This is a genomic window from Parafrankia sp. BMG5.11 (assembly GCF_004337455.1).
In genome coordinates, this window is sequence record NZ_SJXI01000015.1 from 277,548 (window position 1) to 289,412 (window position 11,865).

The window sequence follows — 11,865 nt, forward strand, 5'->3', positions numbered from 1 at the left end:
GGAATTTGGACGGGAGTCCCACCTCAATGATGGCACGCGAAATCGCCGGTTCACGCACCCGGCCGGGCATGACCAGACTGGCTTTGTCCCTGCTGTGCGGAACCGTGCTGAGCGGCATCCCCGCGGTTGCCCTGGCGCAGGATGCTGCCCCTGTGCCGGGCGCTTCCGCGGACGTGGCCCCGCAGGCTGACGTCATCCGCTCGATCTCGGTCTCGGGCTCCCAGCGGCTCGAAGCCAACACGATCGTGTCGTACATCCGCCTGCGCACCGGCCAGGTCTACACCCAGGCCGCGGCCGACCAGGCGCTGAAGGACCTCTACGCGACCGAGCTGTTTTCCAGCGCCAACATCGTCAACAACGGCGGCGACGTGATCGTCACCGTGGTCGAGAACCCGGTGATCAACCGCATCGTGCTGGAAGGCAACAAGCGGATCAAGTCGGACAAGATCACGCCCGAGATCAAGCTGGCCCCGCGCCAGATCTTCACCCGCTCCAAGGTCCGCGCCGACGTCGCCCGCATCGTCGAGCTGTACAAGCGGCAGGGCCGCTTCGCCGCGACGGTCGAACCCAAGATGGTCGAGCTGTCGCAGAACCGCGTCGACGTGGTGTTCGAGATCAACGAAGGACCCAAGTCCAAGGTCCGCCAGATCAACATCATCGGCAACGAGGCGTTTTCCGACAGCGATCTGCGCGGCGAGATGGTCACCAAGCAGGCGCGCCTGACCAGCTTCCTCAGCTCCAACACCAGCTACGATCCGGACCGGCTGGCGTTCGACCAGCAGAAGCTGCGCGAGTTCTACCTGACCGAGGGCTACGCCGACTTCCGCGTCGTGTCCGCGGTGGCCGAGCTGACGCCCGACAAGCAGGACTTCATCATCACGTACGTGGTCGAGGAAGGCGAGCGCTACAAGTTCGGCGATGTCGCCGTGCGCAGCGAGATCCGCGATTTCGACAGCGACGTGCTGACCCGTAACCTGCCGCTGAAGGAAGGCGACTGGTTCAACGGCAAGCAGGTGCAGGACACCGAGGAACAGTTTACCGAGCTGGCCGGCACCTTCGGCTACGCCTTTGCCGACGTGGAGGCGCAGTACCGCCCCAACCGCGAAGAAAAGACGATGGGCCTGACCTTCGTGCTGAAGGAAGCGCCGCGCGTCTATGTCGAGCGGATCGACGTCAACGGCAACACGCTGACCCAGGACAAGGTCCTGCGCCGCGAGTTCCGCCTGGTCGAGGGCGATGCGTTCAACTCGCTGCAGGTCAAGCGCACGACCAACCGGATCAAGTCGCTGGGATATTTCCAGGACAGCTTCGAAGTCGCGCAGAAGGACGGCAGCACGCCCGATCGCATCGTGCTGGAAGCCAACGTGGAGGAGCAGCCCACCGGCCAGCTTCAGCTTTCGGCCGGTTTCTCGTCGATCGAAAGCTTCATCCTCGCCGCGTCGATTCAGCAGCGCAATTTCCGCGGCCGCGGCCAGACCGTCGGCTTCGGGGTGAACTATTCACGCTATTCGAAAAGCGCGAACATCAGCTTTGCCGAACCGTACGTGTTCGATCGCAACATCTCGATGGGCGTCGACCTCTACCGGCGCGACACCAACAGCTTCAACTTCCTGAACAACACGCGCAACACGACCTTCCAGCAGACCACCACCGGCGGCCAGGTGCGGCTGGGCGTGCCGCTGACCGAGTACATGTCGGCGGTCGCCAGCTACACGCTGAACTTCGACGACGTGACGCTCGACCGGAACCGGTTCTTCACTCCCGATTCGGCCGGCAACCTGTCGTGCAACCCGATCCTGGCGGGCCGGTACCTGTGCGACGCAGTGGGCAGCCGGACCAGCTCGATCCTGGGCGTCAACGTGGTGTACGATTCGCTGGACAGCCGCCTGCGGCCCACCCGCGGTCGCTCGATCTCGCTGGGCGCGGAATTCGCCGGGCTGGGCGGATCGGTGAAGTTCGCCCGCATCCGCGGCAAGGCTTCGCAGTTCTGGCCGCTGGGCGGTGGGTTCATCTTCTCCACCTCGATCGAAGGTGGGGCGATCAAGGGACTGGGCGATGGCGACGTCCGCCTGACCGACCGCTTCTTCCTGGGTGAGCCGCAGTTCCGCGGGTTCGCGATCCGCGGGGTTGGCCCGCGCGTGATCCGGCGCCCGCTGGTGGACGATCCCGCCAGCACCGATCCGACCAAGTTCCTGGAACTGACGGACCGGCGCAGCGTGTCGGACGATGCACTGGGCGGTAACTACTATTACCTTGGCCGGGCCGAGCTGGAGATTCCGCTGGGCAGCGGGGCGCAGGAACTTGGCCTGCGGCCGTCGATCTTCGCCGATGTCGGCGCGCTGTGGGGCGTTCGCACCCCGCAGCTCAACGACAGCAGCAGCACCTTCCCGACTGGCTTCGAATTCCCGATCCGCGATGCCAGCGGCAGCCCGCTGTTCACCCAGATCAACGTTGCCACCCTTGTCACGCCGACCGGCGGCGGAACGCCTGTCTGCACCCCGGGCACGGCGGCTGGCGACGTCACCACGGTGACCAACCCGACCAATCCCAATCCGCCGAGCTGCCTCGGGACCAACACCAACACGGCGCTGATCAATTCGATTCCGCCGTTCCGCGAGGTGTTCCTGGGCGATTCCCCCAGCCCGCGCCTGTCGGTCGGCATCGGGGTCAACTGGAACTCGCCGTTCGGCCCGTTCAGGATCGATTTTGCTCACGTGCTCTTAAAGCGTGCCGGTGATGACACGAAGCGATTCACATTCAACGTAGGAACTCAATTCTGATGAAGAGCTATCTCAAGCCGGCGCTGGCCGCCGGGATCATGTTCGCGGCCGCATCGCCGATGATCGCAGCGCCCGCCGCGGCGCAGGTCGTCAAGGGCATCGGCGTGGTCAGCCTCCCCGCGGTGGTGGCCAACTCCAACGCCTACAAGACGGCCGAGACCCAGCGCCCGGTGACGTACAAGGCGCAGGTCGATGCCGCCGAAGCGCGCCGCGCGGCGATCGCCGCCCAGCTTCAGCCGCTGCTCACCAAGTACAACGCGGACCAGGCGGCGAACGCCAACAATCCCGCGCTCAATGCGCAGCGGCAGACGATCCAGCAGATCGGCCAGTCCGGTCAGCAGGAACTACAGCAGCTGCTCGCGCCGATTTCGCTGAGCCGTGCCTATGTCACCGAACAGATCGAGGATCGCCTCGACACCGCGGTGCAGAATGCCGCCAAGCGCAAGAACATCCAGCTGATTCTCGATCCCACGCAGGGCGCGGTGATCTATGCCGATGCGGCGTACAACATCACGCAGGACGTGCTGAACGAACTCAACACCCTGCTGCCGAGCGCGCAGCTGGTGCCGCCGGAAGGCTGGCTCCCGCGCGAAATCCGCGAACAGCAGGCGGCCGCCGCGCAGGGCGGGGCAGCCGTGCCGACCGTGCCGCAGAACCCGCCGGCCGCGACCGGCCGCTAAGACCAGGCCGAAACCGGGGGCAGGGCCGATGAGCGACATCAACACCGAGGGTAACGCCGGCCAGACGCCGTATGACATCCTGAAGGTGCTCGAGGCCCTGCCGCACCGTTATCCGCTCCTGCTGGTCGATCGGGTTCGCTCGATCGACCTCGGGGAGCGGATTCATGCGGTGAAGGCGGTTTCGTTCAACGAGCAGTTCTTCCAAGGGCACTTCCCCGGTCGCCCGATCATGCCGGGCGTGCTGCAGATCGAGGCGCTGGCCCAGGCCGCCGGCGTGCTCGGGATCGAGACGTTCGAGCTGGCGGGCACCGGCAAGCTGGTGATCTTCATGGCGATCGAGAACGCCAAGTTCCGCGCGCCGGTGGAGCCGGGATGCCTGCTCGACCTCGAAGTGGAATTCACCCGCAAGTCGAGCCGGGTGTGTAAGTTCAAGGGCCGCGCCAGCGTGGAAGGGCAAACGACTTGCGAGGTCGAGTTCACCGCGATGATCGCCGATCCTCCCAAGGACTGACGCCGCGCTTGCCAATCCGCGTCGCCATCGCTAAGCGCGCGCCTTTCTCATCACAGCTGGACCGGTCGGAACCGTTCCGAGGCTACGGAGCATATGCCATGAAGGCCGATACCCACCCCGATTACCACATGATCACCGTCAAGATGACCGACGGCACCGAATTCCAGACCCGTTCGACGTGGGGCTCGGAAGGCGACACGCTGGCGCTGGATATCGATCCGACCAGCCACCCGGCGTGGACCGGTGGCAAGCAGCAGCTGCAGGAAGGCGGCCGCGTGGCCAAGTTCAACCAGCGCTTCGGTGGGCTCACCCTCAAGAAGTAAGCCGCGGCCCGGGACTCGTTCCGGGGCCTCAGCACAAAACACCTGGGCGGTCCTGCGGGGCCGCCCTTTGTGCGTCTACACCAGCGTGCTTCTACACCGGCGTGCGCTTACACCGGCTCCAGTCTCCGGCGCGGTCCAGCCGGCTCCTCGATCCTGATCGGTGCTCCGACGGCGATTTCGCCACCGTGCTCGACCACCGCCATGACCCCGCACTTGCGGTTGAGCGAACCATCGGCGCGCTTCTCGATCATGTGCTTGAGCAGTCCGGGCATGAAGTCGTCGATCTGGCGGCACGGATTGCGCAGACCCGTCACCCGGATCACCGCTTCTCCGATATGCAGCCGGGTACCCTCGTGCAGGGCGAGCAGGTCGATCCCGCGAGTCGTGACATTTTCCCCCAGCGCGCCGGGCGCCAGGACATAGCCGTGCTCAACCAGGTTATCGAGCAGCTCGGCATGGATCAGGTGGACCTGCCGCAGGTTCGGCTGGTCGGGATCCTGCTTGATCCGTGACAGGTGCTGGACGGTCACCCCGGCATGGGCGTCGCCTTCCACCCCCAGCCCCTCGATCAGGCACAGGCTGTCGCAGGGAAGCTTGGAAAAGTGATGCGCCACGCTGCGGGCGAGGCCGAACACGTGCGGTTCGTTCATCGCCAGGGCCGCTCCCGATACCATTTGGTGATCACGTACTTCACGCCTCTGCGCACCTTCATTCCGTGGTGGAGCGTCGCCGGATTGGGTTCGCCGCCGGCCCGCCGGTTGTTCCATGCCAGTAATTTGCCTGCTTCCGGCTGAACGATCTTCTTCGCCGCCACGAAACGGGTGCCGCCGCCGGCCTCCACGCTGTTCAGGTAGACCATGAACGTCCAGGTCCGCTGGCCGGACACAGCACAATACCGCTCCCAATCGGCGCCGTCCGGATCGAAGTAATCGGTGTGCGGCTTGAACTCCTGCCCCGGGGCATAGCGCTGTCTCTGGACCGGCTCGCCGTGCGCCGGATCGATTTCGTTGAGGGCTACCAGGCGGCTTTCCAGCTCGCGAACCGCCGGGTGGTCGGGATCGAGATCGCAGGTTTCGCTAGTACGGAACAGCGCGTCGCCATTGGCATCGGCGATGGTGGAGGGCCGCCGGCCGGCTTCGATCAGTTCGATCAGCGCCGCGCACAAGGCGGGGGCCAGGAACTGTTTGCGCTGGAACAGCTCCAGTCCCGCAAAGGGCGCGCGCTGGACGCCCGGCGTCTGCGACAGGATTTCAGCCGAGGATTCGCCAGGTTGCACCATTTGTGCGTTGTTAGTGACGAAACAATCTTGCGCCGCAAGTCATCCTGCGCAGTTTTCCCTTCCCAATCGGCAGGGCTTGTGCAACAGGCGCTCGCCCCGTGGGATGCCGCTTGACGGCGCCTCAGGGGGGTCTATCTGCCCGGGCCTCTTGGCATGCAGCAGGGCATGTGGCGATCGTAGCTCAGTTGGTTAGAGCGCCGGTTTGTGGTACCGGAGGTCGGGGGTTCGAGACCCCTCGATCGCCCCATTTTCCCTGTCCTTGCCGCCACTTAGCGCAGGCAAACCGATGACGGCTTTCTGGACTCAGGCGGATTACGACGATCACGAACTGGTCGAGGTGGTCCACGATCGGGCTTCCGGGCTGACCGCGATCATCGCGCTGCATTCGACGCATCTCGGCCCCGGCGCCGGCGGCACCCGCTTCTGGCATTATGCCGATAGTGCCGATGCGATGCGCGATGCCCTGCGGCTAAGTCGCGGAATGAGTTACAAAAATGCCATGGCCGGCCTGCCGATGGGCGGCGGCAAGGCGGTGATCCTCGCGCCGCGCGACAAGCGCAAGACCCCTGAAATGCTGGCTGCATTCGGTCGTGCGGTCGACGCGCTCGGCGGACGTTACGTCACCGCCGAGGATGTCGGCATTTCCGAAGCGGACATGGTCGAGGTTTCGCGCCACACGAAGTTTGTCTCCGGCCTGCCTGTGGCCGAGGGCGAGGCCGGCGGCGATCCGGGGCCGTTCACCGCCATGGGTATCTACCTTGGCATCAAGGCGGCGGTGGAGCACAAGCTGGGCAAGACCTCGCTGCAGGGCGTTCGGGTGGCGGTGCAGGGTACCGGCAGCGTCGGCGGCGGGGTGGCCCGGCTGCTCGCGAAAGACGGTGCCCGGCTGGTGGTCGCCGACGTGGACGAAGCGCGCGCCCGGTCGCTAGCCCTGGAAACCGATGGGGAAGCCGTCGCGCCTGACCAGATCATGTCGGTTACGTGCGATGTCTTCAGCCCCAACGCTCTCGGCGCGATCCTGGACGAAGAGGGCATCGCCCGCCTTGACTGTGCGATCGTCGCCGGCGGTGCGAACAACCAGCTCGCGCGGTCGCAGCACGGCGGTCTGCTGGCGGAGCGCGAAATCCTCTACGCGCCCGATTACGTGATCAACGCCGGCGGCATCATTTCGGTGGCGCTCGAGTACCTGTGTCGCACCGAAGGTCATCCGTGCGACATCAACGAGGTCCGCAAGCGGCTCGCGCAAATCCCCGATCGGCTGCGCGCCATCTGGGAGGAAAGCGACCGCACGGACGTTTCGTCCGACGTGGTGGCCGACCGCATGGCGCAAAAGCTGATCGGGCGCTAAATATCGGGCGCGGGGGGCGGCGTGATGCTTGCCGCGCCTGTCGCACCCTGCCAAAGCGGCGCGGACGGTTTTCCGATGCACGGCTTCGCCAATCCCAAACGCTTTCTGAGCCTCGCGCGTCCGGTGACGCCGTGGCTGCTCGTGCTCGGGGTGATCGTCACCGGGGGCTCCCTCGCCTGGGGGCTGACCCAAGTGCCGGCAGAGCGCCTGCAGGGCGAAACCGTCCGCATCATGTACCTCCACGTGCCGGCCGCCTGGCTGGGCATGGCCGGCTGGCTGACCATCGCCGCCGCCAGTTTCACCGAGATCGTCTGGCGTCACCCGTTGAGCGCGATCGCGGGACGGGCCGCCGCGCTGCCGGGAGCGTTCTTTACCGCGCTCTGCCTCGTCACCGGATCGCTGTGGGGACGACCCGCCTGGGGCAAGTGGTGGGTGTGGGATGGCCGCTTGACCAGCATGCTGGTGCTGCTGTTCCTGTACCTAGCCTACATCGCACTGGCAGGCGCGACCGCGCGCGAAGGTGCGTCCAGCCGCATGCCCGCGATCTTCGGCCTGGTCGGCATCGTCAACCTGCCGGTGATCCATTATTCGGTGATCTGGTTCTATTCGGTCCATCAGCCCCCCAGCATTTCGATGGGCAACTCTTCGATGGCGCCGGAATTTCTCTGGCCGCTGCTTGTCGCGGCCTTGGGCTTCACGCTGCTGTTCGCCGCAATCGTGCTGATGCGCATGCGTGCGCTGCTGGCCCAGACCCAGGCCGAGGCGCGGCTGCGGCGGCGGGCGCGCGAAGTCGATCTGGCACCGGCACAAGCCTGATGCGCGAGACGCTTGATCCCTGGCCGTTCATTCTTGCTGCCTACGCGATCGGCGTGTTGGGCACGCTCGCGCTCCTCGCGTGGAGCTGGCTGGCCATGCGCCGTGCCGAGCGGCGCCGTGAAGGTGCCGGGCGATGAGCGAAACCCGGGGCCTGCAGCCCAAGCATCAGCGGCTCGCCCTGGTGGTGCTCGCAGTGGTGGTACTGATTGCCGCCGCCCTGATCGCGACCTGGGCGTTGCGTAGTCAGGCGAGCTATTTTTACGTCCCGAGCGAAATGGTGGAAGAGCGCCCCGGCGCAGACCGCGCGGTGCGGTTGGGGGGAATGGTCGAGACCGGCTCGATGGTCACCCGCCCGGACGGCGTCACTGTCGATTTCGTGGTTGGTGACGGCAAGGCGCGGGTCCCGGTGCGCTATTCCGGCATCTTGCCAGACCTGTTCGTGGAAGGCTCTGGCGTGGTGGCCGAGGGGCGACTGCAAACTGACGGGACCTTCGTGGCCGACAACCTGCTTGCCAAACATGACGAGAATTATGTCCCGCGGGAGCTGGAGGAGATGACCGCCGCGCAGAAGAAGCTCGTCGTCGAAGAGACTACCGGCACGTGATCGCCGAACTCGGCCTTGCTGCGCTGTGGCTTGCCGCCGCGCTGGCCGCGTTGCAGCTGGTGGCGGGGGTCCTCGCGGCCCGGCAGGAGGACAGCGAGCTGGCGCTTTTGGCTCGCCCTGCCGCCGTCGTCCAAGGGGCGCTGTGCCTGTTCTCGTTCGCGATGCTCGTGTGGCTGTTCGCGCGCACTGATCTGTCGGTCAAGCTGGTGGCGATGAACTCGCACTCCATGAAGCCAATGGTGTTCAAGCTCGCCGGCTCGTGGGGCAATCACGAAGGCTCGATGCTGCTGTGGGTCACCGTCATGAGCGCGGCGGGCGCGCTGATCGGGTTCCTCGAGCGGCGGCTGCCGGAACGGACCATGCAGGCAACCCTTGCCGCGCAGGGGTTCGTCGCGTTGGGTTTCTACGCATTCCTGCTGTTCAGCTCCAATCCGTTCGAACGCCTGCCGGTCCCGGCGTTAGAGGGCAACGGCCTCAACCCGTTGCTGCAGGACATCGGATTGGCCTTCCATCCGCCTACGTTGTACCTGGGCTACGTTGGTCTCTCGGTTGCCTTCAGCTTCGTCGTCGGCGCGCTGCTGACGCGCAGCGTGACCCCGGACTTCGCCCGCGCCATGCGGCCGTGGGTGCTGGGTGCCTGGATCTTCCTGACCATCGGCATCACCGCCGGTTCCTACTGGGCGTATTACGAGCTTGGGTGGGGCGGCTGGTGGTTCTGGGACCCGGTCGAGAACGCTTCGCTGATGCCGTGGCTGGCGGCGACCGCCTTGCTCCACTCCGCCAGCGTGCTGGCCGCCCGAGACGCGTTGCGGACCTGGACGGTGATGCTCGGCGTGGTGGCTTTCTCCATGAGTATGATCGGCACCTTCCTGGTGCGATCGGGCATCCTGACCAGCGTTCACGCCTTTGCCGTTGATCCTGAACGGGGCGCGTTCATCCTCGCGCTGCTGATGATCTACATCGGCGGGGCGTTGGCAGTGTTCGGCTTTCGCGCGGGGACAGTGGCAGAAGGTGAGAGGTTTGCCCTCGTCAGTCGCGAGGGCGCGCTGGTGATCAACAATGTCATGCTTTCGGCGATCCTGGGCGTGGTGTTGCTGGGAACCCTGTACCCGCTCCTGACCGAGGCACTGGGCGTGCGGGTTTCGGTGGGGCCGCCGTACTTCGATCCCGCGGGTGCGATCTTTACCCTGCCGATGCTGCTGGTGATGGCGGCAGGACCGCTGCTGCGCTGGCGGCGCGACCGGCTGCAGCGGGTCAAGGCGCCGCTGATCGCGGCCGGAATGGTGGGGCTGGCGGTCCTCGTCGGGGTGTTTGCCTTTGCCGGACCCGGGGTGCTGCCGCTGCTGGGGCTCGCGCTCGGTGCCGGGCTGGCGGTCGCGAGCCTGTTGCCGCTGCGCGGGCGCAAGCTGGCCCGGCTGCCGCTGGCGACCTGGGGCATGGTGGTAGCCCATTTTGGGATCGCGGTGGCGCTGATCGGCATGGCGAGTGACAGCGCGTTCAGCGAAGAACGGCTCGCCGCGCTGAAGATCGGTGACAGCGCCGAGATCGGGCCGTGGAAGGTTACGCTGGCTGCGGTATCGCCGGTCGCGGGTCCGAACTGGAACGCGATCGAGGGGGTCATGCTCGCAAGCTATTCAGACGGCCCACCCGCACGGCTGGCCCCGCAGGCCCGCAGTTTCTGGACGCCTCCGCAGGAAACCACCGAAAGCGCGCTGGAAACCCGCTGGAACGGTCAGCTTTACGCCGTGCTTGGCAAGGCTGCTGACGGCGAGCGCTGGCAGGTGCGGTTGTGGTGGAAGCCGTTTGTCACCCTGATCTGGTTCGGCGGCTTGCTGGTCGCGTTCGGCGGTGTCCTGGCGCTGCTGGGGCGCCTGGCACAGGATCTGCGCCGACGGACCATTGCGCGCAAGGGTGCGGCCCGGCGAGCGGAGCTGAGCGCATGAATTCGTGGCGCTTCTTCGTGCCGCTCGCCATCTTCGCCGCCTTCCTTGGCGTCGCGGCGTGGCAGTTGACCCAGCCGAAGGACGAGTTTGTCCATTCCGCCATGGTGGGCAAACCGATCCCGGCCTTTGCGATGCGTCCGGCCGCGTCCGACCGTCCCGGACTGAAGCTCGCGGACTTGAAGGACGGCAAGCCCAAGCTGCTCAACATCTGGGCGAGCTGGTGCGTCCCGTGCGCGGCCGAGGCGCCCCAACTGGCTGCGTTGAAAGCTCAAGGTGCACCGATCGTCGGGGTGGCCATCCGCGATCGGCCAGAGGATGTCGCCGCGTTCCTGGCACGGTACGGCAACCCGTTCGACAGGATCGGTGCCGATGACCTGTCCGAACTGCAACTGGCGATCGGCAGCTCAGGGGTTCCCGAAACCTTCGTCGTCGATGGCCAGGGCGTGATCCGCTACCAGCACATAGGCGACATCCGCGAAAGCCACGTGCCAATCCTTCTCGAAAAGCTGGCCGAGGCTGGCGAATGAAGCGGATTGCCACCTTCCTGCTCGCTCTGCTTGCCGTCCCCGTGGCAGCGCAGGACACCATGCCGCCGGCTCCCTATGCCTATCGGCAGCTGGAAGATCCTGCGCTGGAGGCGCGGGCGCAGGGGCTGATGGCGACGCTGCGCTGTCTCAAGTGCCAGAGCCAGTCCATCGCCGACAGCGACGCGCCGATGGCGGGCGACATGCGCCATCAGGTGCGCATCCGCCTCGCGGCCGGCGAAGAACCTGAACAGATCCGCGAATGGATGATGGAGCGGTACGGCGACTATGTCAGCTACGCGCCGCAGGTCAGCCGGACCACCTGGCCGTTGTTCGCCGGGCCGCTGATCCTGTTGGTCATCGCCGCAATGCTGCTGTGGCGCCGCTTCGGTGCCGGGCGATGAGTTTCCTCCCCGTCATCCTGTTGGCGGCCGCGGCGTTCGCGCTGGCCGCGCTGATGCTGCGCTTGCCGCGCGCCGGCTGGGCCCTGTTCGGTGCGGCGCTGCTGTTCGGGCTGGCGGGCTATGCCTTGCAAGGTTCACCCGGCTACGCGGGAGCGCCAAAGGCTGCCGCGAGGGAGGCCCGGGATGTGGGCGTGGCGCTGGTCGATGCGCGGCGCGAGCTGTACGGGCCGCTTCCGCCCAGCCGCTTCGTCACCGTGTCCGACGCGTTCGCCCGCCGCGGCCAGTTTTCCGATGCCGCCGGCATCTTGCGCAAGTCGCTTGAAGAAAATCCCCGCGATGCCGAAGCCTGGCTGGCACTGGCCAACGCGTTGGTGGAGAACGCCGAAGGCCAGCTGACCCCCGCTGCAACGTACGCATTCTCCCGGGCCGAGCAGCAGGCTCCGGCGAACCCGGGACCGGGGTTCTTTCTGGGGATCGCCTTGATCAATTCCGGGCGTCCGGCCGAGGCGCGCCAGCTGTGGAGCGACATGCTCGCCCGCGCACCGGCTGATGCGCCGTGGCGCGAGGGGCTGAAGGAACGGCTCGATCGGCTGGACGTACTGATCGCGCGAATGGGTACCCAGTGACCAACGTGCGCCTCGGTTGCAGGCGGT

The 11,865-nt window shown here is 66.3% G+C and carries 14 protein-coding genes and 1 tRNA gene; 13 read left to right on the plus strand and 2 right to left on the minus strand.

Features of this window, described 5'->3' with window-relative positions; genetic code table 11:
* The first annotated feature begins 26 nt into the window (after positions 1 to 26).
* The 4 genes from bamA to rpmE all read left to right on the plus strand — a co-directional run bounded on the left by bamA (position 27) and on the right by rpmE (position 4,294).
* The gene (gene bamA, locus E0504_RS12225) at positions 27 to 2,780 is read left to right on the plus strand and encodes an outer membrane protein assembly factor BamA (RefSeq protein WP_131624391.1); all 2,754 of its coding nucleotides are present in this window, start codon (positions 27 to 29) and stop codon (positions 2,778 to 2,780) included.
* A complete protein-coding gene (locus E0504_RS12230; protein WP_131624393.1) occupies positions 2,780 to 3,460 on the plus strand; it encodes an OmpH family outer membrane protein in 681 nt (226 codons plus the stop codon). Before bamA ends, E0504_RS12230 begins: the two co-directional genes overlap by 1 nt.
* Positions 3,461 to 3,488: 28 nt before the next feature.
* The gene (gene fabZ / locus E0504_RS12235; RefSeq protein WP_131624395.1) at positions 3,489 to 3,971 is read left to right on the plus strand and encodes a 3-hydroxyacyl-ACP dehydratase FabZ; all 483 of its coding nucleotides are present in this window, start codon (positions 3,489 to 3,491) and stop codon (positions 3,969 to 3,971) included.
* Positions 3,972 to 4,069: 98 nt separating this feature from the next.
* Entirely contained in the window at positions 4,070 to 4,294 is a 225-nt protein-coding gene (rpmE, locus tag E0504_RS12240; protein WP_131624397.1) for a 50S ribosomal protein L31, read from the plus strand.
* A gap of 107 nt (positions 4,295 to 4,401) precedes the next feature.
* On the opposite strand, the gene E0504_RS12245 is transcribed toward rpmE, so the two are convergent.
* Together E0504_RS12245 and E0504_RS12250 are read right to left on the minus strand one after the other, a co-directional pair.
* Positions 4,402 to 4,944: an MOSC domain-containing protein gene (locus tag E0504_RS12245; RefSeq protein WP_131624399.1), complete on the minus strand. Its 543-nt coding sequence runs from the start codon at positions 4,942 to 4,944 to the stop codon at positions 4,402 to 4,404.
* On the minus strand, positions 4,941 to 5,573 hold the full coding sequence (locus tag E0504_RS12250) for a 2OG-Fe(II) oxygenase (RefSeq protein WP_131624401.1): 633 nt from the start codon (positions 5,571 to 5,573) through the stop codon (positions 4,941 to 4,943). The genes E0504_RS12245 and E0504_RS12250 overlap by 4 nt, the downstream gene beginning before the upstream one ends.
* A 170-nt stretch (positions 5,574 to 5,743) precedes the next feature.
* On the opposite strand from E0504_RS12250, the gene E0504_RS12255 reads away from it, so the two are divergent.
* From E0504_RS12255 to E0504_RS12290, 9 genes are all read left to right on the plus strand, one after another.
* Positions 5,744 to 5,820 (plus strand) — tRNA-His (locus tag E0504_RS12255).
* A gap of 39 nt (positions 5,821 to 5,859) precedes the next feature.
* Positions 5,860 to 6,921 (plus strand): Glu/Leu/Phe/Val dehydrogenase, encoded by a 1,062-nt coding sequence (locus tag E0504_RS12260; protein WP_131624402.1) that lies wholly within the window; start codon positions 5,860 to 5,862, stop codon positions 6,919 to 6,921.
* A gap of 75 nt (positions 6,922 to 6,996) precedes the next feature.
* Entirely contained in the window at positions 6,997 to 7,737 is a 741-nt protein-coding gene (gene ccmC, locus E0504_RS12265; protein ID WP_131624577.1) for a heme ABC transporter permease CcmC, read from the plus strand.
* Entirely contained in the window at positions 7,737 to 7,874 is a 138-nt protein-coding gene (locus tag E0504_RS50340; protein WP_165938493.1) for a hypothetical protein, read from the plus strand. The genes ccmC and E0504_RS50340 overlap by 1 nt, the downstream gene beginning before the upstream one ends.
* Positions 7,871 to 8,341, plus strand: coding sequence for a cytochrome c maturation protein CcmE (gene ccmE, locus E0504_RS12270; RefSeq protein ID WP_131624404.1), 471 nt, complete (start codon positions 7,871 to 7,873; stop codon positions 8,339 to 8,341). The genes E0504_RS50340 and ccmE overlap by 4 nt, the downstream gene beginning before the upstream one ends.
* Complete coding sequence (locus E0504_RS12275; protein ID WP_131624406.1) at positions 8,338 to 10,284, plus strand: heme lyase CcmF/NrfE family subunit; 1,947 nt, start codon at positions 8,338 to 8,340, stop codon at positions 10,282 to 10,284. The genes ccmE and E0504_RS12275 overlap by 4 nt, the downstream gene beginning before the upstream one ends.
* Positions 10,281 to 10,811: a DsbE family thiol:disulfide interchange protein gene (locus E0504_RS12280; RefSeq protein WP_131624408.1), complete on the plus strand. Its 531-nt coding sequence runs from the start codon at positions 10,281 to 10,283 to the stop codon at positions 10,809 to 10,811. Before E0504_RS12275 ends, E0504_RS12280 begins: the two co-directional genes overlap by 4 nt.
* On the plus strand, positions 10,808 to 11,212 hold the full coding sequence (locus E0504_RS12285; protein ID WP_131624410.1) for a cytochrome c-type biogenesis protein: 405 nt from the start codon (positions 10,808 to 10,810) through the stop codon (positions 11,210 to 11,212). Before E0504_RS12280 ends, E0504_RS12285 begins: the two co-directional genes overlap by 4 nt.
* Complete coding sequence (locus tag E0504_RS12290) at positions 11,209 to 11,838, plus strand: tetratricopeptide repeat protein (protein ID WP_131624412.1); 630 nt, start codon at positions 11,209 to 11,211, stop codon at positions 11,836 to 11,838. Before E0504_RS12285 ends, E0504_RS12290 begins: the two co-directional genes overlap by 4 nt.
* The last annotated feature ends 27 nt before the right edge of the window (positions 11,839 to 11,865 follow it).

Coding starts and splice junctions, on each gene's coding strand:
- bamA (WP_131624391.1), top strand. CDS start 27: ATGATGGCACGCGAAATCGCCGGTTCACGCACCCGGCCGGGCATGACC.
- E0504_RS12230 (WP_131624393.1), top strand. CDS start 2,780: ATGAAGAGCTATCTCAAGCCGGCGCTGGCCGCCGGGATCATGTTCGCG.
- fabZ (WP_131624395.1), top strand. CDS start 3,489: ATGAGCGACATCAACACCGAGGGTAACGCCGGCCAGACGCCGTATGAC.
- rpmE (WP_131624397.1), top strand. CDS start 4,070: ATGAAGGCCGATACCCACCCCGATTACCACATGATCACCGTCAAGATG.
- E0504_RS12245 (WP_131624399.1), bottom strand. CDS start 4,944: ATGAACGAACCGCACGTGTTCGGCCTCGCCCGCAGCGTGGCGCATCAC.
- E0504_RS12250 (WP_131624401.1), bottom strand. CDS start 5,573: ATGGTGCAACCTGGCGAATCCTCGGCTGAAATCCTGTCGCAGACGCCG.
- E0504_RS12260 (WP_131624402.1), top strand. CDS start 5,860: ATGACGGCTTTCTGGACTCAGGCGGATTACGACGATCACGAACTGGTC.
- ccmC (WP_131624577.1), top strand. CDS start 6,997: ATGCACGGCTTCGCCAATCCCAAACGCTTTCTGAGCCTCGCGCGTCCG.
- E0504_RS50340 (WP_165938493.1), top strand. CDS start 7,737: ATGCGCGAGACGCTTGATCCCTGGCCGTTCATTCTTGCTGCCTACGCG.
- ccmE (WP_131624404.1), top strand. CDS start 7,871: ATGAGCGAAACCCGGGGCCTGCAGCCCAAGCATCAGCGGCTCGCCCTG.
- E0504_RS12280 (WP_131624408.1), top strand. CDS start 10,281: ATGAATTCGTGGCGCTTCTTCGTGCCGCTCGCCATCTTCGCCGCCTTC.
- E0504_RS12285 (WP_131624410.1), top strand. CDS start 10,808: ATGAAGCGGATTGCCACCTTCCTGCTCGCTCTGCTTGCCGTCCCCGTG.
- E0504_RS12290 (WP_131624412.1), top strand. CDS start 11,209: ATGAGTTTCCTCCCCGTCATCCTGTTGGCGGCCGCGGCGTTCGCGCTG.